The organism is Komagataeibacter saccharivorans (assembly GCF_004348195.1).
Taxonomy (GTDB): domain Bacteria; phylum Pseudomonadota; class Alphaproteobacteria; order Acetobacterales; family Acetobacteraceae; genus Komagataeibacter; species Komagataeibacter saccharivorans.
This window is the reverse complement of record NZ_CP036404.1, coordinates 1,096,666-1,122,334: the sequence shown is the minus strand read 5'-3', so window position 1 is coordinate 1,122,334 and position 25,669 is coordinate 1,096,666. Positions and strand designations below refer to the sequence as shown.

At 64.1% G+C, this 25,669-nt stretch carries 22 protein-coding genes and 1 other RNA gene; 2 read left to right on the top strand and 21 right to left on the bottom strand.

The features are described 5' to 3' along the window. Window positions 1–18: 18 nt before the first annotated feature. From KSAC_RS05075 to rnpB, 19 genes are all read right to left on the bottom strand, one after another. Window positions 19–903, bottom strand: coding sequence for an outer membrane protein assembly factor BamD (locus tag KSAC_RS05075; RefSeq protein ID WP_102323360.1), 885 nt, complete (start codon window positions 901–903; stop codon window positions 19–21). Between the two features lie 82 nt (window positions 904–985). After that, a complete protein-coding gene (gene lpxC, locus KSAC_RS05070) occupies window positions 986–1,951 on the bottom strand; it encodes a UDP-3-O-acyl-N-acetylglucosamine deacetylase (RefSeq protein ID WP_243705351.1) in 966 nt (321 codons plus the stop codon). Between the two features lie 160 nt (window positions 1,952–2,111). Further along, window positions 2,112–3,623, bottom strand: coding sequence for a cell division protein FtsZ (ftsZ, locus tag KSAC_RS05065; protein ID WP_132304561.1), 1,512 nt, complete (start codon window positions 3,621–3,623; stop codon window positions 2,112–2,114). A gap of 77 nt (window positions 3,624–3,700) precedes the next feature. After that, complete coding sequence (gene ftsA / locus KSAC_RS05060; protein WP_102323363.1) at window positions 3,701–5,104, bottom strand: cell division protein FtsA; 1,404 nt, start codon at window positions 5,102–5,104, stop codon at window positions 3,701–3,703. After that, complete coding sequence (locus KSAC_RS05055; RefSeq protein WP_132304559.1) at window positions 5,101–6,033, bottom strand: cell division protein FtsQ/DivIB; 933 nt, start codon at window positions 6,031–6,033, stop codon at window positions 5,101–5,103. The genes ftsA and KSAC_RS05055 overlap by 4 nt, the downstream gene beginning before the upstream one ends. Beyond that, a complete protein-coding gene (locus tag KSAC_RS05050; protein ID WP_132304557.1) occupies window positions 6,030–6,971 on the bottom strand; it encodes a D-alanine--D-alanine ligase in 942 nt (313 codons plus the stop codon). Before KSAC_RS05050 ends, KSAC_RS05055 begins: the two co-directional genes overlap by 4 nt. Further along, complete coding sequence (gene murB, locus KSAC_RS05045; RefSeq protein ID WP_243705350.1) at window positions 6,968–7,918, bottom strand: UDP-N-acetylmuramate dehydrogenase; 951 nt, start codon at window positions 7,916–7,918, stop codon at window positions 6,968–6,970. The genes KSAC_RS05050 and murB overlap by 4 nt, the downstream gene beginning before the upstream one ends. Before the next feature lie 17 nt (window positions 7,919–7,935). Continuing rightward, window positions 7,936–9,387, bottom strand: a complete 1,452-nt coding sequence (murC, locus tag KSAC_RS05040; RefSeq protein ID WP_102323366.1) for a UDP-N-acetylmuramate--L-alanine ligase — start codon at window positions 9,385–9,387, stop codon at window positions 7,936–7,938. Window positions 9,388–9,419: 32 nt separating this feature from the next. Continuing rightward, complete coding sequence (gene murG, locus KSAC_RS05035; RefSeq protein ID WP_132304553.1) at window positions 9,420–10,535, bottom strand: undecaprenyldiphospho-muramoylpentapeptide beta-N-acetylglucosaminyltransferase; 1,116 nt, start codon at window positions 10,533–10,535, stop codon at window positions 9,420–9,422. Further along, window positions 10,532–11,698 (bottom strand): FtsW/RodA/SpoVE family cell cycle protein, encoded by a 1,167-nt coding sequence (locus KSAC_RS05030; RefSeq protein WP_102323368.1) that lies wholly within the window; start codon window positions 11,696–11,698, stop codon window positions 10,532–10,534. The genes murG and KSAC_RS05030 overlap by 4 nt, the downstream gene beginning before the upstream one ends. Further along, the gene (murD, locus tag KSAC_RS05025; RefSeq protein ID WP_132304551.1) at window positions 11,695–13,095 is read right to left on the bottom strand and encodes a UDP-N-acetylmuramoyl-L-alanine--D-glutamate ligase; all 1,401 of its coding nucleotides are present in this window, start codon (window positions 13,093–13,095) and stop codon (window positions 11,695–11,697) included. The genes KSAC_RS05030 and murD overlap by 4 nt, the downstream gene beginning before the upstream one ends. Then, window positions 13,092–14,183, bottom strand: a complete 1,092-nt coding sequence (gene mraY / locus KSAC_RS05020; protein WP_110547881.1) for a phospho-N-acetylmuramoyl-pentapeptide-transferase — start codon at window positions 14,181–14,183, stop codon at window positions 13,092–13,094. Before mraY ends, murD begins: the two co-directional genes overlap by 4 nt. Then, on the bottom strand, window positions 14,183–15,577 hold the full coding sequence (locus KSAC_RS05015; protein ID WP_132304549.1) for a UDP-N-acetylmuramoyl-tripeptide--D-alanyl-D-alanine ligase: 1,395 nt from the start codon (window positions 15,575–15,577) through the stop codon (window positions 14,183–14,185). Before KSAC_RS05015 ends, mraY begins: the two co-directional genes overlap by 1 nt. Next, window positions 15,574–17,046: a UDP-N-acetylmuramoyl-L-alanyl-D-glutamate--2,6-diaminopimelate ligase gene (locus KSAC_RS05010; RefSeq protein ID WP_132306126.1), complete on the bottom strand. Its 1,473-nt coding sequence runs from the start codon at window positions 17,044–17,046 to the stop codon at window positions 15,574–15,576. The genes KSAC_RS05015 and KSAC_RS05010 overlap by 4 nt, the downstream gene beginning before the upstream one ends. A gap of 3 nt (window positions 17,047–17,049) precedes the next feature. Next, window positions 17,050–19,074, bottom strand: a complete 2,025-nt coding sequence (locus KSAC_RS05005) for a peptidoglycan D,D-transpeptidase FtsI family protein (protein ID WP_110547879.1) — start codon at window positions 19,072–19,074, stop codon at window positions 17,050–17,052. A 36-nt stretch (window positions 19,075–19,110) separates the two neighbouring features. Then, complete coding sequence (ftsL, locus tag KSAC_RS05000; protein WP_132304547.1) at window positions 19,111–19,896, bottom strand: cell division protein FtsL; 786 nt, start codon at window positions 19,894–19,896, stop codon at window positions 19,111–19,113. After that, a complete protein-coding gene (rsmH, locus tag KSAC_RS04995; RefSeq protein ID WP_110547877.1) occupies window positions 19,893–20,891 on the bottom strand; it encodes a 16S rRNA (cytosine(1402)-N(4))-methyltransferase RsmH in 999 nt (332 codons plus the stop codon). The genes ftsL and rsmH overlap by 4 nt, the downstream gene beginning before the upstream one ends. Further along, on the bottom strand, window positions 20,888–21,361 hold the full coding sequence (gene mraZ, locus KSAC_RS04990; RefSeq protein ID WP_102323375.1) for a division/cell wall cluster transcriptional repressor MraZ: 474 nt from the start codon (window positions 21,359–21,361) through the stop codon (window positions 20,888–20,890). The genes rsmH and mraZ overlap by 4 nt, the downstream gene beginning before the upstream one ends. 330 nt (window positions 21,362–21,691) lie before the next feature. Then, window positions 21,692–22,105, bottom strand: an RNA gene (gene rnpB, locus KSAC_RS04985) — RNase P RNA component class A. A gap of 103 nt (window positions 22,106–22,208) precedes the next feature. On the opposite strand from rnpB, the gene KSAC_RS04980 reads away from it, so the two are divergent. Continuing rightward, window positions 22,209–23,225 (top strand): alpha/beta hydrolase, encoded by a 1,017-nt coding sequence (locus KSAC_RS04980; RefSeq protein WP_132304545.1) that lies wholly within the window; start codon window positions 22,209–22,211, stop codon window positions 23,223–23,225. Here the strand turns inward: KSAC_RS04980 and KSAC_RS04975 are convergent. Together KSAC_RS04975 and zwf are read right to left on the bottom strand one after the other, a co-directional pair. Next, window positions 23,164–23,619, bottom strand: a complete 456-nt coding sequence (locus KSAC_RS04975; protein WP_110547876.1) for a hypothetical protein — start codon at window positions 23,617–23,619, stop codon at window positions 23,164–23,166. The genes KSAC_RS04980 and KSAC_RS04975 overlap by 62 nt on opposite strands. A gap of 6 nt (window positions 23,620–23,625) precedes the next feature. Beyond that, on the bottom strand, window positions 23,626–25,107 hold the full coding sequence (zwf, locus tag KSAC_RS04970; RefSeq protein WP_110547875.1) for a glucose-6-phosphate dehydrogenase: 1,482 nt from the start codon (window positions 25,105–25,107) through the stop codon (window positions 23,626–23,628). A 255-nt stretch (window positions 25,108–25,362) separates the two neighbouring features. Here zwf and KSAC_RS04965 point away from each other — a divergent pair, with 255 nt between their 5' ends. After that, window positions 25,363–25,638, top strand: a complete 276-nt coding sequence (locus KSAC_RS04965; RefSeq protein WP_102323378.1) for a DUF2312 domain-containing protein — start codon at window positions 25,363–25,365, stop codon at window positions 25,636–25,638. Window positions 25,639–25,669 lie beyond the last annotated feature (31 nt).

The following is a 25,669-nucleotide window of genomic DNA, read 5'->3' as shown; positions in this document are numbered from 1 at the left end:
AAACGTCGTTGGCGGAAATCAGAAAACCGAATGCCATGCCCGCGAGATTACGTTGCGCCCCTGCTTGTGGTCCTTGCCATCCACGCCCTTGATCAGGTTATGCGCGCGCAGATGGTCATACGCATCATGATACCATTTGCTGCTGGGATAGTTATAGGCCAGCACCGATCCGGTCTTGCGCGCCTGTTCCAGCAGTCCCATGTCCAGATAGACTTCAACCAGCCGTTCCAGTGCCTCGGGCACGTGGTTGGTTGTCTGGAAATCCTGCACCACGCGCTGATAGCGTCCTGCGGCGGCGAGATAGTCATTCTGCTGCTGGTAATAGCGGCCCACCAGCATTTCCTTACCCGCCAGATGATCACGGCACAGGTCGATTTTCAGCTGCGCATCACGCGCGTACGGACTTTGCGGGAAGCGGGTGATGACTTCCTCCAGCGCGTCCATGGCTTCGACCGTGCCCTGCTGGTCACGCTGCACGTCGGCGACCTGTTCATAATAGCATAACGCACGCAGGTAGAAGGCGTAGGCAGCATCCGCGCTGGTGGGGTGGAGCTCCAGAAAGCGGTCAAGCTGCTGCACGGCTTCGGGATATTTGTTCAGCAGGTAGTTGGCGTAGCCTTCCATAAGCTGCGCATTGGCCGTGTAGGGCGAGTAAGGATAGTTGCGCTGCAACGTATCGAACTGATTGACCGACAGCAGGAAACGGTCCGAACGCAGGGCATCCACGCCGTTATTGTACAGCGTTTCGGCCGAACCGACGCGGGGCGCACGTTCGTTGATGCTGCTGGCGTTGTTGCCGCACGCCGCCAGCATGCACGCTGCGGGCAGGAACGCCATCCAGCGCGCCATGTGGCGGGTACTACGCGATAGCTGTGGGGTATATCGTGATCTGCGTACGAACATGCCGGCTCTTCCAGTTACGGAAGCTTTATATCATGCGCCGGGTGCGGGTGAAGTCTCCGCGTGCGGATTTCGCCCCTTCCCATCATGCGGCCTTGATCTGGGGCAGGCGCGTGCGGGTGCCCGGTCGTGTCGTGCGCCAGTTTTCCTGATTTGCAAACAGTTTGCGCAGCAGGCGGTTATTGAGGGTATGTCCCGATTTATGACCCCGGAAATGGCCATGGATCATCCCACCGGCCAGATACAGGTCACCGATCGCATCCAGGACCTTGTGCCGGACAAATTCATCCGCATGGCGCAGGCCAGCCGGATTCAGTACATTATCCCCGTTAACGACAATGGCGTTGTCAAGCGAGCCACCCCGGGCCAGTCCCACGGAATGCAGGTGGTCGATTTCGGATTGCAGAACGAAGGTGCGCGCCGTGCACAGATGCCTGCGGAACAGGGCGGCATCTACCTGCGCCCCATAACGCTGCTGGCCGATGGCCGCGGCGGGAAAATCTATCGATATGTCAATCGACAGGCCAGGCTGGGTGGTGGGTGAAAGTTCAGCAAAGGCGTCGCCGTCTTCCACGCGCACGGTCTGGCGGATGTAGATGTTCCGGCGCGCGGCGGCCTGCTGCGTGATGCCCGCGCATTCCAGCAGGAAGACGAATTCGGCGGCAGAACCGTCAAAAACCGGGATTTCCGGGCCGTTTACATCAATGAACACGTTATCGATGCCGCAGCCGGACAGGGCGGCCATCAGATGTTCTACCGTGGCGATGCGTTCAGCCTGCGGCGGGTTCGTGCCGTGCCCGAGCACCGTGCTGAGCCGCGTATCAACCACCGCGTCATAGCGTGCCGTAATGGGCGGCAGGGCCATATCCGTGCGTCGGAATACGATGCCGGTATTTTCCGGTGCAGGGGAAAGGCGCAGTTCAATACATGCGCCGGTATGAAGGCCCGTGCCAACACTACGGATCGGCTGGCGGAGGGTATGCTGCATCTGCCCGTCATGTTGGGGGGAAGGCATGAGGGTAGCGCCTGTCTGCGGCAATGCGGCGTTCATCGCCTGTATCCTTGAGGGCAGGGTGGGAAAACTCGCAGTAGATGGCATGACGTAATGCTACTGCCTTGTCGCCCGTTCGGACAGTCAAGGATTATTGCCTATTGTTACCTATCGGCAAGGACACGCGGCCTGTCATGAAACAGGCCGCGTGGAACAGGAATTATGAAGAACGGCGGCGCAGGAAGGCGGGAATGTCCAGCCCCCCGTCATCCGGCGTCGGGTTGCCGCTGGCGGCCTGTTCAGGCTGCTGTGGCTGCGGCTGTACCTGCTGTGGCGCGGCCTGCTGCGGGGCTGCGGTGGGTTCGTTCCGCACGGGCGCTTCGTGCTGCGGCGGCGGGGAGGAATGGCGGCGGAGCGCGCCGGTCACGATTCCAAACAGGCTGCGCGGTGCGGGCTGCGGTTCGGCAGCGGGGGCCTTCGCACTTTCCGTAAACAGGGGCGAGCGCGGGGAAGCGCTACGCTGTGCCTGTGCAACCTGCGGCGGGACCGCGTTGGGGGAAGGGGCCTGCGGGGCCGCAGGCTGCTGCGCGGTGGCGGCGGCCGGCTGGGCGGCAGCGGGTGACGCCGGTGCGGGCGTGGTCGGCTGGGCCGGTGCTGCGGCAGTCGGTGCGCCCGCCTGCTGCTGCCCGGCGGCGGGGGCCGCCTGCGGGGCCGCTGCGGCTTCAGGCTGCTGCGGCGGCTGGGTCGTGGCGCGGGAAGGCGGGTTGTCGATACCGGTCGCCACCACGGATACGCGGATGCGCCCGTTCAGCGATGTATCAATGGCGGAACCGAAGATGATGTTGGCGTCTTCGGCCACTTCCTCACGGATGCGGTTGGCGGCCTGATCCACTTCAAACAGGGTCAGGTCCTCGCCACCGGTGATGTTGATGAGAAGGCCCTGCGCGCCCGCCATGGATGTATCTTCCAGCAGCGGGTTGGAAATGGCGTCCTCGGCGGCGGCGATGGCGCGGTTTTCCCCTTCGGCTTCGCCGGTGCCCATCATCGCCTTGCCCATTTCGGCCATGATGGTGCGGATATCGGCAAAGTCGAGATTGACCAGACCCGGCGCCATCATGAGGTCGGTCACGCCGCGTACGCCCATGTACAGCACGTTATCCGCCATCTTGAAGGCGTCTTTCCAGCTTGTGCGCTCATTGGCCAGCCGGAACAGGTTCTGGTTCGGGATGACGATCAGCGTATCGACAAACTGCTGCAGTTCGGCAATGCCCGCATCCGCCGATTTCGCGCGGCGTCCGCCTTCGAACGTGAAGGGCTTGGTCACCACGCCCACGGTCAGGATGCCACGCTCGCGCGCCATGCGGGCGATGACGGGGGCCGCGCCCGTGCCGGTGCCGCCACCCATGCCTGCGGTGATGAACACCATATGCGCGCCATCAAGGTGGCGGGAAAGCTCATCGCATGCCTCTTCCGCCGCCGCACGACCGATCTCGGGCTTCGCGCCCGCGCCGAGGCCCTGCGTCAGATGCGGGCCAAGCTGGATGCGGCGGTCGGCGCTGCTGTGCGAAAGTTGCTGGGCATCAGTGTTGGCGACAACGAATTCCACCCCCTGCAACTGCGAATGGATCATGTTGTCCACCGCATTGGTACCACCGCCGCCAACCCCGATCACCGTGATGCGTGGGGTAAAATCGGAATGATTCTGCTGCGGGATGGTCAGGTTGAGGGTCATGCTTGGCTCCCGATGGCTTGGGGTATGCGGGCTGGCATATTAACGGCTAAAGTACAATAAAGGGTTTTGACACAATGTCATACCCTTTCGCGTATGAAATCCATAAAACGTCGCACAAGCCCGGCGGGGCGTACGTCGCGTATGTCGGGTTCGCCCATCTCATCAGCGGCACCCGCCGCCCATGCCAGCAACCCCGCCGAGGTGGAGAACATGGGCCAGGTCGCCGCGTTTTCCGGCAGCCCCACGATCCGGCGCGGACGGCCCAGGCGGACCTGACGGTTCAGGATGCGCGCGGCCATCGGCCCGATCCCTTCCAGCAGCGATCCGCCCCCCGTCAGGATGACGCGCCCGTCCGATGCGGGGCCGACGCCCGCCATTTCCAGCCTGTCCCGAACCATTTCCAGTGTTTCCTCCACACGCGGATGGATGATCGAGACAATTCTTGCACGTGGAATTCTGACGTAATGATGGTCGTTGTCACCAATAAGCTGCACAAGGATCGGATCGTGATCGTCGCCTGCCAGCAGTTCGGCCGACCCGTGCATGGTTTTCAGCCGCTCGGCATTGTCGATGGATGTGGACAGTCCATGGGCGATATCGCGGGTGATGTGCAGCCCGCCCACGGGAATCGTGGAGGTATGCAGCAGCCGCCCTTCGCCAAACACGCCGATGGAGGTGGTGCCCCCACCCATATCCACAACCGTCGCGCCAAGATTGCGCTCATCCTCGTTCATGACCGCAAGGCCGGAGGCGAGGGGGGATGAGACCATGCCTTCGATATTCAGTTCCACGCGCGACAGCACGGCTTCAAGGTTGCGCAGGGCGGTCGTATTGGCATCAATGACATGCAGGCGTGCGGAAAGCAGGTCGCACAGGTGCCCGCGCGGGTCGAGCACTTCCTGCGTGTCATCAACCGCGTAATCCAGCGGCAGGGTATGGATGGCGGACCGCCCTTCCGATACTGCCCGCAGCCGGCCTTCAGCGATGATGCGGCTGACATCGCCCTTTGTGATTTCGCGCCCGCCGATGGGCCAGCGCGCATTGATATGCCGGCTTTCGGGATGGCCACAGGACAGGTTGACGAAAATCGAGTCGCGGCGTTCCGTCGCCATGTCCTCCGCCTGGGCCACGGCGGCGCGGATGGCGCTTTCTGCTTCGCGCAGGTCCACGATCCCGCCCGACCGCACGCCATGCGACCGGCGCCAGCCGTGGCCCAGAATCCGGATGGTGTTGTCAGGCTCGCCGCGTCCGATCAGGCACACGATCTTGGTGGAACCGATATCCAGCACGCTGAACGGTCCCGTACGCAGCCTGCGCGCGGGGGCGCGTTCTTCCGCCGGCACCAGTGCGGTGGCCTGACGGGAACGTGATGTCCGCGCGGGCCTGCCCTCCGCGCGAAGGGCCGGGACCGGCGCGCCCGGTGTGGATGTGCGTGGGGTGGGAAGAACCGTCTTCACCGGCCCCGGCACTGGATATGTCATGCCCGCCTCCGTCTTGAACCGGCATCAGGTAAAAGCCATGGCGCGGAAGGTGCCTGATCCCCCGTAGGGGCCGCCTGCGGTTGCGTGTCGCCTTTGTCCCGGTCCGTGTCGCCGGATGGGGCAGCGGGGTTTTCACGTATGATCAGGCGGTCAGGCAGGCGCATGTCTATGGCGATGACCGGCCGGTCCAGTATTTTTATGTTTTCCTGCATTTGTGCAAGTCGCTTCAGCGCCGCGACCTCCTGTCCTTCGGGCAGGAGGATGGTCGTGCCGTTGCGCAGGGTCAGGTTCCACCGGCGCTGGCCCACGCGGGCGGCGGCCACCACATGGCTGCGTACTTCGGGCTGGGCGGACAGTTCATCGATCAGCGCCGCGGCGGCTGTGTTCGCGTCCGGCCCCACGACCAGCGGCAGTTGCATGAAGGCTTCAGCATCCTTGCCGGTCATGCCTTGGTCACGCACCGGATTGCCGTCGCGGTCGATCAGGGAGAAATGGCCGTGATTCTGCCACACGGCGAACGGACGGCGTTCAAACAGATGGATGATGATGGTGTGGGGCAGATGCCGTTCCACCACGGAATGATCGACAAACGGCAGGTCGTCGATCCGCTTGCGCGCGGCGGTGACGGAAAATCCAAGGATGAAATCACCCGTCCGCACGCCCAGCGCTTCCTGCAGGGCGGTTTCACTGGTCAGCACGCAGCCCGTCACGTCGATTTCGGTAATACGCAGCGGCAGCATGTTGATGACGCGCGCGCGCAGGGGCGCGAAACGGGTGTCCGACCCGAAATGCCGGAATGCCGTGACGCAGCCTGCTACGATCCCGGCCAGCACGAGCAGGACCAGCAATGGACGCAGCAGCCGTTTCTGCTTGCGCAGGAAAAGCGAAAGCCGGGAAGGGCGATGGCTGCTGTCAGTCGGTCGTTTCATGTACGACAGGTCGCGTGGTCGATCATCCACTGGCACAGTGCGGCATAATCTATGCCACATGCCGCCGCCTGTTCAGGCAGGAGCGAGGTCGGCGTCATGCCCGGCTGGGTATTGGTTTCCAGAATCACGAGACGACCGGGGCCGGTCGGGTCCGTCGTGTCGTCATAGCGGAAATCCGTGCGGCTCGCCCCCCGGCAGCCCAGTGCGCGGTGCGCGGCCAGCGCGAGTTCACGCGCCTGCGCGAAGGCCGTGGGATGAATGCGCGCCGGAAGTTCATGGCATGATCCGCCTGCGGCGTATTTGGCCTGATAATCGTAAAAACCGGTTCCATTGCCCGCTGGTGTTATGTCCGTAACCGTCAGCGCGCGGTCTTCCAGCACGCCTACGGTCAGTTCCCGACCCGGCACGAATTCTTCTACAAGGATATGCGTGCCAAATGACCATGACTGCGCGACCATGGCGCGACGGTTGCTGCCGGGATGGATGATCTCGACCCCGACGGACGAGCCCTCATTCAACGGCTTGATCACATACGGGACGGGCAGCGGGTCCGCCGGTTCCAGTTCGGCGGGCGTCATGACCCGACCTGTCGCCACCGGCAGGCCGGCGGCGGCGAAAACCGTCCGCGCGGCGTCCTTGTCCATGGCCGTGGCGGATGCCCGTACGCCGGAATGGGTATAGGGAATGCCGATCCAGTCCAGCACGCCCTGAATGGAGCCGTCCTCGCCAAAGCGGCCATGCAGGGCGTTGAAGACAACATCGGGCCTGTGGTCATGCAGGTCACGCACGATTGTCAGCAGGTCTGTGCCGGTATCGATGCAGCGCACCGTATGACCAAGACCCCGCAGGGCGTCTGCCACGTTGCGACCACTGTTCAGGCTGACTTCGCGCTCGGCGGACAGGCCGCCCATCAGGACGGAAATCTTCCGATGGGTCATGCGCATTCTCCATTGGTGACAGGGCGACCGATTCGTTTGATTTCCCAGCGCAGGGTAACGCCCGTATGGTCATGCACGCGCCTGCGTACGGTTTCGCCCAGCCGCTCCAGATCGCCCGCGCAGGCATCCCCCGTATTGAGCATGAAGTTGCAGTGCTTCTCGCTGATCTGCGCGCCGCCTTCCCGCAGGCCCCGACAGCCCGCCGCATCGATCAGTTCCCATGCCTTGCGGTCGGATTCGTCCGGAGCGGGGTTGCGGAAGGTGGACCCGCCGGTGCGGGCGCGTACGGGCTGGGCCGCTTCACGCGCCGCGCGGATTTCCTCAATACGCTGGCGGATGACGGCAGGCGGAGCTTCAATCCCGTTCAGCCGCGCGCGCACGACAACCGCATGTGCGGGCAGGGTGGCATGGCGGTACCCGAAATCCAGCGATGCGGCAGGCAGGCGCAGCAGCCTTCCGTCGCGGGTGACAACCTCCACCCAGTCCAGGACGGTTGCCATGTCCGAACCATAGGCCCCCGCGTTCATCGCCACCGCACCGCCGATGGAACCGGGAATGCCCGCAAGGAATTCCAGCCCGGCCAGTCCCGCTTCCGCCGCATGTTCGGCAACGGTCATGTCAAGGCAGGCGGCCCCCGCGATCAGGCCATCCCCATCGCGCGTGATGGTGGAAAAGCCGCGTGCGAGACGGATCACCAGCCCGTCCACACCGCCGTCGCGCACGATTACGTTGGAACACGCGCCCAGCGCCAGCACCGGCACCTCCAGCGGCAGGCGACGCAGGACCTGCGCCAGATCCTCCGCACTTGCGGGCTGGAACAGCAGCTCCGCCGGTCCCCCCACGCGGAACCATGTGCGCGGGCCAAGGGCTGCCTGCGCGGTCAGGCGGCCACGGGGATGGAATTCATCCGTATCCAGAACCCGCGCCCACGGGGGCAGGGCGGACATGGCAGGGGGCGTCTCGCTCATTGATGGGCTTCCGCCTTCTGGGCGGGGGCTGCATGCGTGCCGGACTGGAGTTCCGCCAGTTGACCCGGCAGCGCCTGTGCCCAATTGGTGATGCTGCCTGCGCCAAGGCAGACCACGAAATCACCGGGGCGGGCGATGGCGTTGATCATTTCCGCCAGATGTTCCGGGCCGGGCAGGGGCACGACCGAACGGTGCCCGCGTTCACGCAGTCCTTCCACCAGCGCGTCACGGTCAATGCCATCAATCGGCTGTTCGCCCGCCGCATAGACATCGGCGATGATGACGGTGCCCGCATCGTTCATGCAGGTGCAGAATTCGTTGAACAGGGTCTGCAGCCGGGAATAACGGTGCGGCTGCACCACCGCGATCACGTTGCCCGCGCCCGCCTGCCGGGCCGCCTTCAGCACGGCGGCGATTTCCACGGGGTGATGGCCGTAATCGTCGATCACGGTAATGCCGCCGGTTTCCCCCGTGCGGGTGAAGCGGCGCTTGACGCCACGGAACGCGGCGAAGGCGGAGCGGATGGTCGCGTCGTCGATTTCCATCTCCGTGCCGACAGCAATCGCCGCCAGCGCGTTCTGCACATTATGGTGGCCAAGCATGGGCAGGCGGAACGGCCCCGCCCGGCGGGAACGGTTGCGGTTGCGGTTGGTGATCACGACCTCGAACGTCGCGCCCAGCTTGTCGGTAATGACCTTTTCCGCGCGCACGTCCGCCTGCGGGGAAAAACCATAGGTGATGATCCGGTGGTCCGACAGGCGCGGGATCATCTGCTGCACGGCGGGATGGTCGATGCACAGGACCGCAAAGCCGTAGAAGGGGATGTTGGACACGAACTGGTCATAGGCCGCCTGCATGGCCTCTTCCGTGCCCCAGTGGTCCAGATGCTCGGGGTCCATGTTGGTCACGACCGTAATGACGGAGGGCAGGCGCAGGAAGGAGCCATCGCTCTCATCCGCCTCCACCACCATCCAGTCGCCCGAGCCCATGCGGGTATTGGTGCCGTAGGCTTCGATGATGCCCCCATTGATGACGGTGGGATCAAGTTTCGCCGCTTCCAGTACTGCGGCGACAAGGCTGGTTGTCGTGGTCTTGCCATGCGTGCCGCCAACCGCGACCGACCAGCGCAGGCGCATGAGTTCCGCCAGCATTTCCGCCCGGCGCACTACCGGGATCAGCCGTGCGCGCGCGGCCACGACTTCGGGGTTGTCGCGCTGCACGGCGGTGGATGTGACCACCACCTGCGCATTGCCAAGATTGGCCGCGTCATGGCCGATGGTCACGGGAATGCCCGCGGCCCGCAGCCGCTGGACATTGGCGTTTTCCGCAATGTCGGAACCCTGCACCACGTAGCCGAGCATGTGCAGCACTTCGGCAATGCCGGACATGCCAATCCCGCCAATGCCGACGAAATGAATGGTGCCAATGGAAAGGGGCAGGGCTCTCATGTAACCGGGTCTCCGTAATCGCGCAGCGGGAATTAAGCGGTGCGGGGCTGCTCAGGCAAGCGTGCTTCTATCATGTCCGCCAGACGGGTGGCGGCATCGGGACGGCCAAGGCTGGCCGCGGCCTGTGCCGTGCGGGCCAGCAGGTCACGGTCGCCCAGCAGGGCGGTAAGGCGGTCGGTCAGGGCGGGGGCGGTAAAATCAGGCTGGCGGATCATCCATGCAGCCCCCGCGTCGCTCAGCGCCTGCGCGTTGGCGCCCTGTTCATCACGGGCCGCGATGGGCAGCGGCACCAGCAGGGACGGACGCCCCGCCACGGTCAGTTCCGCAACCGACGACCCGCCCGCACGGCCAATGACCAGATGGGCGGTGCGCAGGCGATCGGGCACATCATCAAGGAATGGCGCGACGTGGGCGGGAATTCCCGCCGTGGCGTATGCCGCGCTGACACGCGCCACATCTTCCGCACGTGCCTGCTGTGTCACCTGAATCCGCGCGCGCAGGGCAGGGGGCAGGGCAGCAAGGGCCGTGGGCACGACATCACTGAACACCCGCGCGCCAAGCGATCCGCCCCAGACCAGCAGGTTTATGACCCCATTGGACGGGCTGTACCCTTCTCCCGCCAGTGCCGCGATGTCAGGCCGTACCGGCATGCCCGTAAGGGTGGTGGGAATGGCGGCGGGCACCCCCGCGACAAGGCGGAAGGAGGTCGCGATCGCATCCATGCGCGACGCCAGGAAGCCATTGGCCTTGCCCAGAACAGCGTTGCCTTCATGCACGAACAGCATCGGCCGTATGGCCCGTGGCAGCAGGCTGCCCCCCAGCAGTGGCGGAACGGAAGGATACCCGCCAAAGCCAATGACGGCGGATGGCCGCAGCCGCGCCAGTATGCGCCGCGCCTGCATCGTGCCCCGTGCCAGCGCGAATGCCGCGCGCGCGGCCCGGACTGCACCGCGTCCCGCAATGCCGCCGCCGGGCAGGACAAACTGCTGGCGGCTTGCGAATATGCCGCTTTCGCGCACGCCCGCGCGGCGGTCGGTCATGAGGATGATGTCATATCCCCGTCGCACCAGTTCGCAGGACAGGGCTTCGGCAGGGAAGAAATGGCCACCGGTCCCTCCGGCCGCGACAGCAATGCAGTGACGGGTCATGACGGTACTTTCCGGTTTGAAGAGGGGGCCTGCCCGAACTGTCCGAACCGGCCTTCGCCCAGTCGGCTGCGGGTCAGTGCCAGAACCATGCCGATGGTCAGGGCGACCGACATGGCGGACGATCCGCCATAGGAAATGAACGGCAGGGTCATACCCTTGGTCGGGATCAGGTGCAGGGTCGAACCCATGTTTACGAAAGCCTGCAACCCGAACCCCGTCATCAGTCCCGCCGTGGCCACCGCGATGAACGGATCGTTCTCGCGCAGCAGCTTGAGCAGCGTGCGGATGACCATTACGGCAAACACCCCGATGATGAACAGACATATCAGCATGCCGAATTCCTCACCCGCCACGGCGAATACGAAGTCGGCATGCGCATCGGGCAGCAGGTCCTTCACCCGGCCTTCACCCGGCCCGCGCCCCAGCAGCCCGCCATTGCCAAAGGCGCGCAGGGCGGTATCGATCTGGTAATGGTCGCCCACGGCGGGATGCAGGAAACGTTCCACGCGCGAACGCACATGCGGGAACACCATATAGGCCCCGATGAACGCCGCGACCATGCTGGCGGCCCCTGCACCGACCAGAAACAGGCTGAGCCCGTCGATGAAAAGCTGGGTCAGGAAAACGGTGGTGATGACGCTGAGCATCCCGATATCAGGCTGCGACTTGAGCAGCAGCAGCACGACCCCGAACAGCCCGAACGCCACCAGCAGGCCGGGGAAATACCGCCGCTCCTTACGCACCGTCAGCAGCCAGGCCGTGACAACGGCAAAACAGGGCTTGAGGAATTCCGATGGCTGGACCGACATCATCGGCAGCGCGATCCACCGGCGCGCGCCCTTGATCTCGATCCCATGCACAAGGGTCAGGAACGTAGCCCCCAGCGCCAGCACGAAGCCCACCCAGGCGGCTATCCGCACCCCGCGCAGGGACAGTAACGACGTGGCGATGACAATGCCCGCCGCCAGCAGCAGGAAGCAGACCTGCTTGAAAATGAACATGTCGCGCGACGCACCGATACGCACCGCCACCGCCGGACTTGCCGCCAGCATCAGGATGTAGCCAAAGCCGATCAGGATGCCGACGCATATCAGCGTGACCCGGTCGATGCTTCGCCACCATCGCGCCGCCTGCGAGGTGTTTATGCGCGACAGGCCACTCATGGGCGAAGACTTCCGCCTGCATGCGCTGTCAGATCGCGCACGAGGGCCGCGAAGTGCGCTCCACGTTCCTCAAACCCGCTGAACTGGTCGAAACTGGCGCAGGCAGGTGAAAGCATTACCGCATCCGCGTGCAGTGTGCGTGCCGCCTCCAGCGCATCCGGCACGGCGCGTTCAAGCGTATCGACAATACGGCAGGGAATATCGTGGCGTTCCAGCGTCCGCGCCAGTTCAGGGGCATCGCGCCCGATCAGCAGGGCAAGGGCAATGCGGTCGAACAGGGGGGCAAGATCCTCGATGCCGCCTGCCTTGGCGATGCCGCCCGCAATCCAGATCATCCGGTCATGGCAGGCCAGCGCACGGGCGGTCGCATCGGCGTTGGTGGCCTTGCTGTCATTGATGAACCGGATGCCATCAATGGTTCCCACCACTTTCTGCCGGTGATCCAGTGCGCGGAACGATACCAGCGCGGGTTCTATCGCCGTCCGTGGCACGCCCAGATGCAGCGCCATGGCACTCGCCGCTGCCGCGTTTTCACGGTTATGGGTGCCGGGCAGGTCATGGACAGGACGTAGATCCGCGATGACGCCCTGCTGGTCACATAATGCCGTGGTGGTGCAGTACAGGTCACATTGCGCGACATCGGTGCCGCTGATGTATGCGATACGGGCGTGGCATGCGGCAAGCCTGCGGTGCAGGTCGGCAAGATTGGGCAGCGTGGCCCCCAGCACGGCCAGGTCGCCCTGATGCTGGTGATCGAATACATGCAGTTTCGCCGCGACATACCCGGTCATGTCCCCATGACGGTCCAGATGGTCGGGCGTCAGGTTCAGCAGGCAGGCGGCATCGAAATGCAGCCGTTCCAGCCGTTCGAGCATGTAGGACGACATTTCGAGCACATAGACACCGTTATCGGGCAATAATGGCAGCGAGAGGGCGGCTGGCCCCAGATTGCCCCCCACAGCCACGGGCACGCCAGCACTTTCCAGCATATGGGCCAGCAGCACGGTAGTAGTTGATTTGCCGTTGGTGCCGGTGATGCCTGCAAAACGTGCGCGGCTGCCTGCCGCCCGGACGGCACGGAACAGGATTTCCGCATCCGACACGATGGGCACGCCCGCTTCCATCGCCATGGTCGCAAGCGGGTGCGGCGCGGGCAGGCGGTGCGGGATGCCGGGGGACAGGATAAGGGCGGCAAGCCCCAGCATGCCGGTAAAGGGGGCGATCTTCAGCCGTTCATGGGTGGGTAGCGCGGCGCGCGCGCTGGCATTGTCATCCCACGCCTGCACGCTGGCCCCCATGGCCAGCAGTGCGGCAACGGCTGCGTTGCCATTACGGCCCAGTCCCGCCACCCCGTAATGGTAGCCCGCGAACAGGGTAGAAGGAAAAGAGCCGTTCAACGCAGTTTCAGCGTGGCCAGACCACACAGCCCCAGCACGATGGATACGATCCAGAAGCGGATTACGATCTTGGATTCAGCCCAGCCCTTTTTTTCGAAATGGTGGTGCAGCGGGGCCATCAGGAACACGCGCCGTCCGGTGCGCTTGTACCAGAACACCTGAATGATGACGGAAAATGTTTCCACCACGAACAGGCCGCCCACAATGCACAGCACCAGTTCATGCTTGACGGCGACGGCGACGGCACCCAGCGCCCCACCAAGCGCCAACGATCCCGTATCCCCCATGAACACGGCCGCGGGTGGTGCGTTGAACCACAGGAAACCAAGTCCGGCACCCACCAATGCCGAACAGAATACCCCCAGTTCCCCCGTGCCGGGTACGGCATGAAGCTGCAGGTAGTCAGCGAAGATATGGTTGCCGACAAGGTAGGAAATCAGTGCGAAGACCAGGGACGCGACGATAACCGGCACGATGGCCAGTCCATCCAGCCCGTCGGTAAAGTTCACCGCGTTGCCAAAACCCGTAATCGTGATCATGGCGAACAGGGGAAAGGCATAGCCAAGTGGCAGCAGCAGGTCCTTGACGAAGGGGAAGGCCAGATGATTGGCAAGGTCGGGCGGCATGAGGCTTTCCAGCCAGATCCCCCCGATCAGCGAGGCCGAGAACTCACACCCCAGCCGCATGCGTTTGGAAACGCCATCGGTATTGCGGCGGGACAGCTTGAGGTAGTCATCCGCGAACCCCACCGCGCCAAAAGCCAGCGTGGTCAGCATCACCGCCCATACAAATCCGTTGGTAAGGTCAGCCCATAACAGCGTCGATCCGAACAGTGAAAGCAGGATCAGCACGCCGCCCATGGTGGGGGTGCCCACTTTCTCGATCAGGTGGCGTTCCGGACCCAGCTTGCGGATGGGCTGTCCCTCGCGCTGGATGCGACGCAACTGCGCAATCAGCGGATTGCCCAGACACAGGCTGATGAGCAGTGCGGTCATGCACGCCGCGCCGGAACGGAAGGTGATGTAGCGGAACAGGTTGAGCACGGAAGTATGGGACGTGGCATGCTGCTGGAACAGGTCATAAAGCATCAGGCCAGCCCCGCCTGCACGGTATCCGCCCGCAGGGCCGCAACGATCCGGTCCATCCGGCTGCCATGACTGCCCTTGACCATTACGGTGTCACCGGCGCGCAGGCTGGCACGCACGATGGGGGCCAGCAGTTCGGAATCGGGCGTCCACCCCCCCTGTAGGGAAGAAGGCAGGGTGTCGAAGAGTATTTTCATATTCGGGCCGCAACAGAAGACAGTATCCGCGTTTTCACGGACAGCAGGAAGGAGGGAGGCATGCTCATGCCCCGCGAACGTGCCCAGTTCAAGCATGTCGCCCAGCACGACGACCCGCCGACCGGCTGCGACAAGCCCGAGCAGGTCAAGTGCCGCGCGGACGGATGCAGGCGAGGCATTATAGCTTTCGTCGAGCAGTGCAACACTATCGTGCATCACATGGGTGATGGCGCCACGCCCGGTGCCGGGACGGAAGGTGGCCAGACCATCTGCCGCGCGCGTCATGTCCGCGCCGCAGGCATCGGCCGCGGCAAGGGCCAGCATGGCATTGGCCGCCATGTGGCGTCCCGGCGCATTGATGCGGGCCTGCCCGTGCCAGCCGGGCAACCGGATGTCCAGATCGCTGCCCTGCGTGTCATGCCGCGTCACTTCGACCGTTACGGTGCAGGTGGCGTCGTATCCAGCACGCCACAGGCGGGCACCTGATCCGGCGGCATTCAGCACGAAATAGTCCTCGCCCGTTATGCCAGCGGGAATGATGCCGGTGCCACCGGGGGGCAGGGTGCGCATGATCTCCGCCTTTTCACGCGCGATGGCATCCACGCTGCCCATAAGCCCCAGATGAGAGGAAGCAACCGTGCTCACGACCGCTACATCCGGGCGCACCATACGTGCCAGCGGCAGGATCTCGCCTGCATGGTTCATCCCGATTTCGCACACGCAGTAGGCGGCACCGGCGGGCAGACGCGCCAGCGTAAGCGGCACGCCCCAGTGATTGTTGTAGGACGCCACGGCGTAATGCGTCGGCCCGCAGGCTTCCAGCGCGTGACGCAGCATGTCCTTGACCGATGTCTTTCCCACGCTGCCGGTCACCGCCACCATGCGCCCGGCAAAACGCGCGCGGGCAAAGCGTGCCATGTCCTGCAGGGCGACCAGCGTATCGGCAACGGACAGGATGCGCGGATCGGCAATGTCGCAGCGTTCATGGACAATGACAGCCGCCGCACCCGCGTCCAGCGCCGCGCGGACATGGGCATGGCCATTGCTGCGTTCCCCCTGCAGCGCAATGAACACATCACCGGGCCGCAAGGTACGCGTGTCGATCGAAACGCCCGTGCCTGCGATATCGGATGGGACGGTGGATGGAAAATGTCCCGATGTCGCGGCCAGCAGGTCCGCGCGGCTCCATAGCAAAGTCATATAGTCCCCGTCAGGCCACGGATTACCGTGGCGTCGTCAAAAGGCAGGATTTCCCGGCCTATGATCTGCCCCTGCTCATGCCCCTTGCCCGCGACCACAAGCACGTCGCCCGCTTCCAGCATGTCCAGCCCGGTGGCGATGGCCTGACGACGGTCGCCGATTTCAAGCGCGCCGGGGGCGGCGGCCATGATGTCGGCGCGGATCGCGGCGGGAGTTTCCGAACGGGGATTGTCATCCGTCACGATCACCCGGTCGGCAAGGCGGGTCGCGGTCGCCCCCATGACCGGACGCTTGCCCCGGTCACGGTCGCCGCCGGCACCCATCACAATAATGATCCTGCCCTGCGTATGCGGGCGCAGGGATTGCAGCAGGCGTTCAATGGCGTCGGGCGTATGGGCGAAATCGACATAGGCGGCAGCCCCGCTGGGCAGGACGGCCACGCGCTCCATGCGGCCCCGGACGCCATGCAGGCGCGGCAGCAGGTCGATGGCATGGTCTACCGATGCTTCCGTCTCCCCCGCCATGGCGGCGGCAAGAAGCAGGTTATCGACCTGAAAACGCCCGACCAGAGGCACCGTAACCTCACGCCGTCCGGCGGGGGTGGCGACATGCAGCACCTGTCCCGTGGGGGTCGGACGTGCTTCCAGCAGCTTTACCGTCTCACCCTGCGTGCCGGTCGTGCGCAGGATCAGATTACGCCGCAGCGCCACATCGCGCAGGGCGGCGGAGGTGGTCGGGTCCATATCCGCGTTGATGGCCGCTATGCCGCCTTCGGGCAGGACGGTGTCGAACAGGCGCAGCTTGGCCCCGCGATAGGCTTCGCTACTGCCATGATAGTCCAGATGGTCGCGCGTCAGGTTGCTGAAACCGGCCACATAGGGCGCGAGCCCGTCCAGCCGCCGCTGCTCCAGCCCGTGGGAGGACGCCTCTGCCGCCACATGGGTTACGCCCCCTTCGGCCATCGCATCCAGCAGGTGCATAAGCCCCACGCTGTCGGGCGTGGTCAGCACGGGGCCGCAATCGGGCAGCGGGCAGGGCGCAATGGCGCCCAGCGTGCCGATCGTGCCTGCCTTGAAGCCCTGCAGGGTCCATATCTGGCGCAGGAATTCAACCGTGCTGGTCTTGCCATTGGTGCCGGTTACCGCGGCGATATGTGAAGGCAGGCAGGGTGTCAGCGCACGGGCGATCAGCGCCAGCGCCCGGCGTGCGTCATCCGCGCGCAGCACGGTTATGCCGGGGGGGGGGGTGAAAGCCGGGTCCGTATCCAGCAGCAGCGCCGCAGCCCCTGCCGCCATGGCCTGCGCGATATAGGCCCGGCCATCCAGATGGGTGCCGCGCAGCGCGGCGAAGATCATGCCGGGGCCAATGTGGCGGCTGTCAGCGGAAATACCGGTAATGTTCAGGTGTTCTGCCCCGGCGAGGCATGACAGGTCCATCCCCGCATGGCGCAGGACTTCAGGCAGGTGCATCATTCATCCCCTGTCGCGCGGGTGCTGGGCGGGTGTGCGGCGTACGTCGTTGCGGGCGTGCAGGGCGCGGTCCGTTATCTGCGCGGTATCGGTGGCATCACGGGGCGTGCGGGCGTGGCGTGCGGCACGGGCCGGGGCATCGTGTTCATGGTCATGTTCGTGCAGATGCGCGGTGCCCGGATCGTAATCCGGTCCCAGCGCGCGATAGCCGCGCGGCACAGCCGGTTCCATCGGGATCGCCAGTTCGGCCTCGATCGCTGCCGTGTGCTGCGTATCGGGGAACAGGCCAAGCATGGGCGCTATGCGCGTGATCATGTGCGATGCGGTGGGGGCCGCGTTCCAGCCCGCCGTTGTCCAGCCATGGGTCTGCGCCGTGGGCTTGGGGCTGTCGAGCATGACATAAATGGCGTAACGCGGCGCATTCATCGGGAAAATGCCGGTAAAGGCCGATACGTTGACGTGCTTGAGATAGCCGCCATGCGGACCGATTTTTTCCGCCGTGCCGGTCTTGCCGCCCACATAGTAACCCGGCGATTCCGCCTTCTGCCCCGTCCCCTTGACGACATCGAGGCGTAGGATTTTACGCAGGATATCCGCATTGGCGGCCGAGATCACACGTTCCGCATCGGGCGGGATGTCCGCGTCGGATGCAGCCGGTTCGGCTCCCGGCACCGCAGGTGCGCTGTCATGGGCCAGCAGGGTGGGCTTGAGCAGGAAGCCGCCATTGGCGGTCGCTGCCGTGCCGCGCACGATGGATAGCGGGGGTTCGGCCACACCATGGCCGAACGCCACGGTCATGGTGGTTGAAACGCCCCAGTTATGGAGGGATGGGATGATCGGATGGCCTGCTTCCGGCAGTTCGACCGGCACGCGGGAGAAAAAGCCCATATGCCGCAGCCAGTCCTGCTGCCGCGCGGCCCCCGCATCCAGCGCGATATGCGCCGCCGCCGGGTTGGAGGAATAGGCCATGACTTCAGGCAGGTACAGCCACGGCGCGAAATGGTCGGACTTCATGTCCGATATGGTGAAGCGGCCGATCTTGATGGGAATGCTGGAAAAGCGGTCCCAGATATGGGCCACCCCTTCCTGCAGCGCCATGGCGGTGGTCTGCAGCTTGAAGGTCGAGCCGGGTTCATACATGCCCGTCACCGCCCGGTTGAAGCGTGAGTCCGGGGGGGCCTTGCCAAAATCATTGGCGTCATAATCGGGCAGGCTGACCATGCTGATGATCTCGCCCGTATGCACGTCCATCACGATGGCGCAGGCGCCGATGGCCTGGAACATGTCCATGGCCCCTTGCAGTTCATCATGCACCACGTTCTGCACGCGCACATCCATCGACAGGCGCAGCGGCGTGCGGTCAGTGTCCAGCCGCCTGTCGAAATAACGCTCGATCCCGGCCACGCCGTGGTCGTCGATATCAACCCCGCCCAGAATCTGTGCCGCCACGCGGCCCATAGGGTAGCGACGACGCTCTCCGGGTTCGAAATACACACCGGGAATGCCCAGATTATTGATGGCGAGTTCCTGCGCGGGGGTAATGTCGCGCGCCAGATAGACGAACTGCTTGTTCAGCGACAGGCGGCGCTTCGTTTCCGCCTCGTTCAGGGTTGGCAGCACGCTCTTGAGCTTATGGGCCGCATCCGTCGGGTCGATCATCTCCAGCGGGTTGGCATAGACCTGTGCCACCGGCAGCGACATGGCCAGCACCTGTCCGGTGCGGTCAATGACCGATGCCCGGTGAACCTGCGGCAGGACGGTGTCGCCCGCGATAATGCCCTTGGGGTCGCTTTTGGGAATGGGGGGAACCTGCGGCGCGATCTGCTGCTGCTGTGGCGGCATGGGCCGGATGATCGTGGCCAGTGTCAGCTTGAAACTGATGGCCGAAAAAAGAACGAAGAACCCGCCCGCCAGAAACAGCAGGCGCGCATGCATCCGGTCCTGCGCCATAAGCGTGCGCAGGCTTCCCCCCGGGGGGAGGGAAGCCTGCTCGCTTCTGCCATTTCGGTCATGGATCGGGTTGCTCATGCGCGTTCCGGGCGTGAAAGCCGGTAGAAAGGAAAATCAGTTGCTGACGGGAACCGGCGGCGGCAGGGCGCTGACATGCGGGCTGCCAAGGGATGTGCTTCCCATATGCGCCACCGCCGTCGGGTGCCATGCCACATCGGCAATGTTCTGGCTGCGGACGCGATAGGCGGGCATGCGGGTGGCAGGCACCACAGTGTCATGCTGGACGCTGCTGGCCACAGGGGCCGGTTCGACCGCCGCAACCCGTTCCGGCGCGCGGACATGTTCAGGGGCCGCCACATGCGGCGGCGTGCGTACGTCATTCTGCGCCATCGCCCTGACCGGGGTGTCACGCGGTGTTTCCACATGGCGCGGCGTAGCGGTGGCAACCGCATGATCCACATGCGCTGCCATGGCAGTGCTGACAGCAGGGACGATACGGGGGGATGACGTCACCGGGGCGTCGGCCTGTGCCGGCGTCATGCCATGGTCGGCTGCCAGGGTCGCAACCATGACGGCGCGCGGGGCGGGCGCGGGATGATGCGGCGCACTGCCGACGGCGGGCAGGTGGCTGCTCAGGGCGGACAACTGCACGAACTGGCCGGGGGCTACGGTCTGCAGGCTCCGGTCATAGCGGCTGGCGAGGTTTGCCAGCCGGTCGGGCTGGTTCAGCATGGCCCATTCGGCCCGCAACATGGCGGTTTGTGAACGCGTGCGCTCCGTCTGCCCCACGATCTGGGCGATCTGGTGGTCCAGCGCGGTTGTCTGCTGCTTCTTGTTATACAGGAACAGGCCAGACACCGCCGCCATGACGGCGCAGAATAACGTAACAAACCGACTCATCGGGCAGGTTCCGATACTGGGGTTGGGGGAGCCGTGCATTCCATCGCGCGCAGCCGTGCACTGCGGGCGCGCGGATTGCGGCGGGTTTCATCTTCACCGGGGCGAACAGGGCGTCCGGTCAGGAGCGTAAAGCGCGTCCGCTCGGGGCGGAGCATCATGGCGCGCGGGTCATGGCGCGACGGGGCGGGCATGCGCCCGGCTGCAAGGGACATGGCCTGCTTGACCAGCCTGTCTTCCAGCGAGTGGAAGGAGACGACCACCAGCCGCCCGCCAGGCGCCAGCAGGGCAGGCGCCTGTTCCAGCACGCGCCTGATCTGTCCCAGCTCGTCATTGACGTGGATGCGCAGCCCCTGGAACGTGCGGGTTGCGGGATCAATGCCGGAACGGTCGGGCCGCACGACCGAACGCACCACATCAGCCAGCTGGGTCGTGCGCAGCAGCGGGGCTTCGGCGCGGGCGGCCACGATGGCGCGCGCCACCCGGCGCGACATGCGCTCTTCGCCATAATGATAAATGATGTCGGCCAGTTCTTCTTCCGGCGCGTTGTTGACCACATCGGCGGCTGTGGGCCCCGTATCGGCCATGCGCATGTCCAGCGGCCCGTCCATGCGGAAGGAGAATCCGCGATCGGCTTCGTCAATCTGGTAGGACGACACGCCGAGGTCGAGCACGATTCCATCAACCGCCGTAATGGCGTTTTCCGCCAGTAATTCGGCCATGTCCCCGAAGCCACCATGGAGCATATGCAGCCGTGATCCACCGCTACCATCAGGATAGGCAGGGGCGAGTGCCGCGCCGCGCTCCATGGCCGCGGGATCGCGGTCGATGCCCCACAGGGTGCAGTTGCCGGAAGCCAGAATGGCGCGGGCATAGCCGCCACCGCCAAAGGTACCATCCACGTAGCGCCCGCCATCACGCGGGGCCAGATATTCCATGACCTCGGCCAGCATTACGGGCACATGGCCCGGATCGTGCGGGGGAAAAGCTGCGTTCATGATGACGCGCTCCCACTGCCCGTGCCACGACCGGCCGTAAGACGGCGGGCACTGTCGCGTGCCGCCTGACGGCGTTCCATCGCGGCCTGCGGGTCCCAGATCTGGAAGGTGCGGCCCAGCCCCATGAACGCCACCTGATCGGTAAGCCCGGCATGGCTACGCAGGGTTTCAGGCAGCAGGATGCGGCCTTCCCGGTCGGCTTCGAACGGGTACGCATCGGCATATAGCGCTGTGGCGAGGTCGTCGTGGTCTTGGGAAAAAATATCCATCTCATCCAGCGGGCGGGTCAGTGCGGCAAAAGCATCGGCGGGCCATGCCTCAAGGCAGGGATGCAGATGGGACGGTCGCAGGATGGCAAGCGGTTCGCCCGATTTGGCCCTGGCACGCAGCGCCGTGCGGAATGCGGAAGGGATGGAAACCCGTCCTTTTGCATCCAGCCGGTTCTGGTGTGTGCCCAGGAATACACTCACGCTGCGCGATGCCCTCCCTTGCTTGGCACGTATTTCAGAAACCGACCGTATTCAGCCCAGACCGTCACGCCTGAATTCTGGTGACTGCCCTTTGCCCGGTGTAGGAATGGGATAACATGGGATTTTATGGGCGGTCAATTAAAGATGCGCGAAAGATGGCCGAAAACCGCAGTTATTCAGCACAGACACAGGTGCGGGCAGGTAAAGCGCACAATCTGCATATAAAATGGCGATGCTGTGGCAGGTTTATGTTTTGTTCTTTTGGGTAATACTTGTTAACAACACGGCGTGCGACGCTGTCGTTACGCGCGTTGTGGTGCGGATTGGGTAAATACCAGACGGTCTGTAAGCCGGGTTCTGTCCGCCCCGGAAGGGGCGGGACGGTCATTCCTCTGCGATGAGTCTTGCGACACACCTTGCGCGACCAACCCGAACGACAGGGCGGAAAACCCCCGATGGCGCCTTGCGGCCCATCCGCCGTTCCTATTCGGTCTTGCTCCCGGTGGGGTTTACCCTGCCATCCATGTTACCATGGATGCGGTGCGCTCTTACCGCACCGTTTCACCCTTGCCCCCAACACTGCCCGTATTGCTACGGACACCGCCGTGAGGGCGGTCTGTTTTCTGTGGCACTGTCCCTGGGGTCGCCCCCGCCGGCCGTTAGCCGGCACCGTTTTTCCGTGGAGCCCGGACTTTCCTCCATCACATGGCAGAACCACGCGACAGCGACCGTCCGACCGTCTGGCATGCGGAAACTGGAGGTGCAGGGGGGCTGCGTCAAGCTATAAATGAAATCATGCCATCCGCTATCGCCCTTTATGTCCGTTTTGTCCCGTACGACGTGCATCATGCCTGATCTGGCCACCCCATCCCGCCCCGGCCTGCTGACCCGTGTGCTGCTGGGGGGAATGAAGTGGCTGTCTTCCCGCAGGCCGGAAGCGCCCCATACGCTGGAAGACCTGCGCCGCAAGCTGGATCGCCCATGTTTTCCCATGGCGCTGTCCTCGCTACAGGTACGGCGTGTGATGGATTGCCACGCGCCGGGGCGTGATCGCCTGCTGCCCGCCCGCTTATACGTGCCTTATGGCCGGGTGCATGGCGTGGTGCTGTTCATGCATGGTGGGGGGTATGTGCATTGCGGGCTCAATTCCCACCATGGGATCTGCTGCAGGCTGGCGCGGCAGTCAGGTGCCGCGGTTCTGTCGCTATCCTACAGCCTGGCGCCGGAAAACCGTTTTCCCCATGCGGTGGATGACTGCTGGGCTGCGCTGCGGTGGCTGGCGGGGGAAGCCCATCGCTGGGGCGGTCCCATTGCGGTGGCGGGCGACAGCGCCGGGGGCACGCTGGCGGCGGTGCTGAGCCAGATGGCGCGGGATGCGGGTGGTCCCGAACTGGCCATGCAACTGCTGTATTATCCGTCCCTGTTCGGGGAACGTGATGTCCCTTCGCGGCAGGCCTATGCGCATGGCTACGTCCTGTCGACGCGGCTTATGGAATGGTACGCGGAGCAGTATATCCGCACGCCCGATGACCTGCGTGATCCGAAACTGGCGCCGATTTTTGCTCCGTCGCTCGCGGGATTGCCGCCTGCGACCATCGCGCTGGCGCAGTGCGATCCGCTGCATGATGAAGGAACGGGATACGCAGCGGAAATGCGGCGGGCCGGAAGCCATGCCGAAACCCGGACATGGCGGGGAACGGTGCATGGCTTCCTGAACTTCTATTCATTCCTGCCCGCCGGACGCGAGGCCATCCGCTATGGGGCTCGTGCGCTGCGGCGTACCCTGCGTGATAAAGATGTGCCTAACGGGGCAGGGGATGGAACATTCCCGGCGACTGCCAGTCCGTCTGGGCGGTCTGGTTAAGGCGGTCGATCTGGATGGTGAACAGGTGCGGCAGGGTATTCCGGTCTCCGGGGCACTTGCCTGAATGTTTTTCCAGAACCTCCAGACGTGTGGCGTCTGGCGGGTCGTTGCCATTGATGACGAACAGCAGGCAGTCCTTGGCGTCCGATGTCATGCCGTTATGGGTGACGATGGTGCGGAAATGCTCGACTACGGCGGTATTGTCGAACCAGCTTGTGCGTGAAAACGTCAGCTTGTCCGCAGCCTGATCCAGCCAGCCCATCCGGCCGACCAGAAAAACCAGCGCGGCCATGGGCACGATCATCATGACCCGGCGCAGGATGCGCTGTTTCAGGCTGAGGGGCGCGCGCCTGCGGGTCAGGCGCGGTGGGGTGGCCTGTGTTGTATCATTCATGTGGGATTATTTTTTCATGTCCTCGTGCCACAGATGCCCTGACTGCGACAGCAGGTTGCGGGCACCTTCCGGTCCCCATGTACCTGCGGCATAGGGTTCGAGCGGGGCCTTGCGTTCCTTCCATCCCTGCAGGATGGGATCGATCCAGCGCCATGCGGCGGCCACTTCATCGCGGCGGATGAACAGGATCGGGTCGCCACGCACCACGTCCAGCAGCAGGCGTTCATACGCGTCGGGATAGCGGATGTTGAAGGCTTTCTCGAACTCTACATTGATGTCCGCGTCACGCAGGGTCAGGCTGTCGGTCGGTGTCGGGTCCTTGGTGGATACGCACAGCATCACGCCTTCATCGGGCTGGATGCGGATGATCAGGCGGTTGGGTTCGGGCCGGTTGGAGAAAATGGACCACGGGGCCGACTTGAACTGGATCACGATCTCGCTGCACTTTTCCGCCATGCGCTTGCCCGAGCGCAGGTAGAACGGCACGTTGCCCCACCGCCATGTCAGGATTTCCGCCTTGAGGGCAACGAAGGTTTCGGTCTCGCTGGTCACGCCTTCGCCAAGGTCTTCCAGATAACTGCCAACGGTCTTGTCCCCGATGGTGCCGCGCGCGTACTGCCCGCGTGAGGTGTAGATGGCCACGTCATCGGCGGAAATGGGCTTGAGTGCGCGCAGCACCTTGAGCTTCTCGTTACGCACCGCATCGGCTTCCAGCGATACGGGCGGGTCCATCGCCACAAGGCACAGCACCTGTAGCAGGTGGTTCTGGATCATGTCGCGCAGCGCGCCGGAGCGGTCGTAATACGCGCCACGCCCTTCCACGCCCACGGTCTCGGCGGCGGTGATCTGCACATAGTCGATTGCATCGCACGACCACAGGCGTTCAAACACCGGATTGGCGAAGCGCAGCGCAATCAGGTTCTGGACCGTTTCCTTGCCCAGATAATGGTCGATACGGAAAATATGATTTTCGGGGAAATGACGGCCAACGCTGTCATTGATCGCTTCCGCACTGGCGAGGTCGGTGCCGATGGGTTTTTCCAGTACCACACGCGACTGCGCGGTAATCAGGTCTTCGCGGCTGAGGTTTTCACATATCTGGCCATACAGCGCGGGCGAGGTCGCCAGATAATACACCCGGATACGGGATGTCGAGGCATCACCGAACAGCGTCTTCAGCGCGGGCCAGTCACTGTCGGCTTCCGCCCCGTTGAGGCTGACATAATACACCATGTTCAGGAAACGCTGCACCGTTGCATCATCCAGCGCATCGGGCTTGACGTGTTCACCCAGCGCCGCCTGGGCGCGCTGCTGGTATTCCGCCCGCGAAAGGGGGGAACGCGCAGTGCCGATAATGCGGGAATCTTCCGGGATCTGCCCATCGCGGTAACGGTGGTAAAGCGCAGGCAGCAGCTTGCGCATGGTCAGATCTCCGGTCCCGCCGAAAACGATGTAGTCAAAGGTATCAACGGGGGGAAGATGTGCCATGGAAGTCGGCCTCCTGCCTGATCTCTGGTATCGTGCATGCCGTGCGGACGCATGCGGCATGAATGGGGTATGACGCGAAAGCGGCCTGTTGCTGCCGTCCGATTACGGCCCGCTTCTTCGCGCTGTCAAGTTGGCATTGACCATCGGACAGCGGCGCGATAATCCCGCCGTTCCACCCCGTCGCCTAGTGACATTAATTTCATATGTGCCGGCGGGCGCGGAACGGCACAATCACGATATCTGGAGACACCTGCCATGAATGCTGACAATTTCGAGGCGGACGACAAGCCTGCCGCGGTCGGCGGTATCGCAGCCGACCGCCTGCGCAGCATTATCGAACGCGTTGAGCGCCTTGAAGAAGAGCGCAAGGCGCTTGCAGGCGACATCAAGGATATTTTTACCGAGGCGAAGTCCGCCGGGTTTGATGTAAAGGTGATCCGCCAGATCATCCGCCTGCGCAAGCAGGAACCCGCGGAAGTGGAGGAGCAGGAAACCCTGCTTGACATCTACCGCCGCGCGCTTGGCATGTAATGGTCTGGCGGCGCGGGCAACGGGCCTGTGC

Coding starts and splice junctions, on each gene's coding strand:
- KSAC_RS05075 (WP_102323360.1), bottom strand. CDS start 903: ATGTTCGTACGCAGATCACGATATACCCCACAGCTATCGCGTAGTACC.
- lpxC (WP_243705351.1), bottom strand. CDS start 1,951: ATGAACGCCGCATTGCCGCAGACAGGCGCTACCCTCATGCCTTCCCCC.
- ftsZ (WP_132304561.1), bottom strand. CDS start 3,623: ATGACCCTCAACCTGACCATCCCGCAGCAGAATCATTCCGATTTTACC.
- ftsA (WP_102323363.1), bottom strand. CDS start 5,104: ATGACATATCCAGTGCCGGGGCCGGTGAAGACGGTTCTTCCCACCCCA.
- KSAC_RS05055 (WP_132304559.1), bottom strand. CDS start 6,033: ATGAAACGACCGACTGACAGCAGCCATCGCCCTTCCCGGCTTTCGCTT.
- KSAC_RS05050 (WP_132304557.1), bottom strand. CDS start 6,971: ATGACCCATCGGAAGATTTCCGTCCTGATGGGCGGCCTGTCCGCCGAG.
- murB (WP_243705350.1), bottom strand. CDS start 7,918: ATGTCCGCCCTGCCCCCGTGGGCGCGGGTTCTGGATACGGATGAATTC.
- murC (WP_102323366.1), bottom strand. CDS start 9,387: ATGAGAGCCCTGCCCCTTTCCATTGGCACCATTCATTTCGTCGGCATT.
- murG (WP_132304553.1), bottom strand. CDS start 10,535: ATGACCCGTCACTGCATTGCTGTCGCGGCCGGAGGGACCGGTGGCCAT.
- KSAC_RS05030 (WP_102323368.1), bottom strand. CDS start 11,698: ATGAGTGGCCTGTCGCGCATAAACACCTCGCAGGCGGCGCGATGGTGG.
- mraY (WP_110547881.1), bottom strand. CDS start 14,183: ATGCTTTATGACCTGTTCCAGCAGCATGCCACGTCCCATACTTCCGTG.
- KSAC_RS05015 (WP_132304549.1), bottom strand. CDS start 15,577: ATGACTTTGCTATGGAGCCGCGCGGACCTGCTGGCCGCGACATCGGGA.
- KSAC_RS05010 (WP_132306126.1), bottom strand. CDS start 17,046: ATGCACCTGCCTGAAGTCCTGCGCCATGCGGGGATGGACCTGTCATGC.
- KSAC_RS05005 (WP_110547879.1), bottom strand. CDS start 19,074: ATGAGCAACCCGATCCATGACCGAAATGGCAGAAGCGAGCAGGCTTCC.
- ftsL (WP_132304547.1), bottom strand. CDS start 19,896: ATGAGTCGGTTTGTTACGTTATTCTGCGCCGTCATGGCGGCGGTGTCT.
- rsmH (WP_110547877.1), bottom strand. CDS start 20,891: ATGAACGCAGCTTTTCCCCCGCACGATCCGGGCCATGTGCCCGTAATG.
- KSAC_RS04980 (WP_132304545.1), top strand. CDS start 22,209: ATGCCTGATCTGGCCACCCCATCCCGCCCCGGCCTGCTGACCCGTGTG.
- KSAC_RS04975 (WP_110547876.1), bottom strand. CDS start 23,619: ATGAATGATACAACACAGGCCACCCCACCGCGCCTGACCCGCAGGCGC.
- zwf (WP_110547875.1), bottom strand. CDS start 25,107: ATGGCACATCTTCCCCCCGTTGATACCTTTGACTACATCGTTTTCGGC.
- KSAC_RS04965 (WP_102323378.1), top strand. CDS start 25,363: ATGAATGCTGACAATTTCGAGGCGGACGACAAGCCTGCCGCGGTCGGC.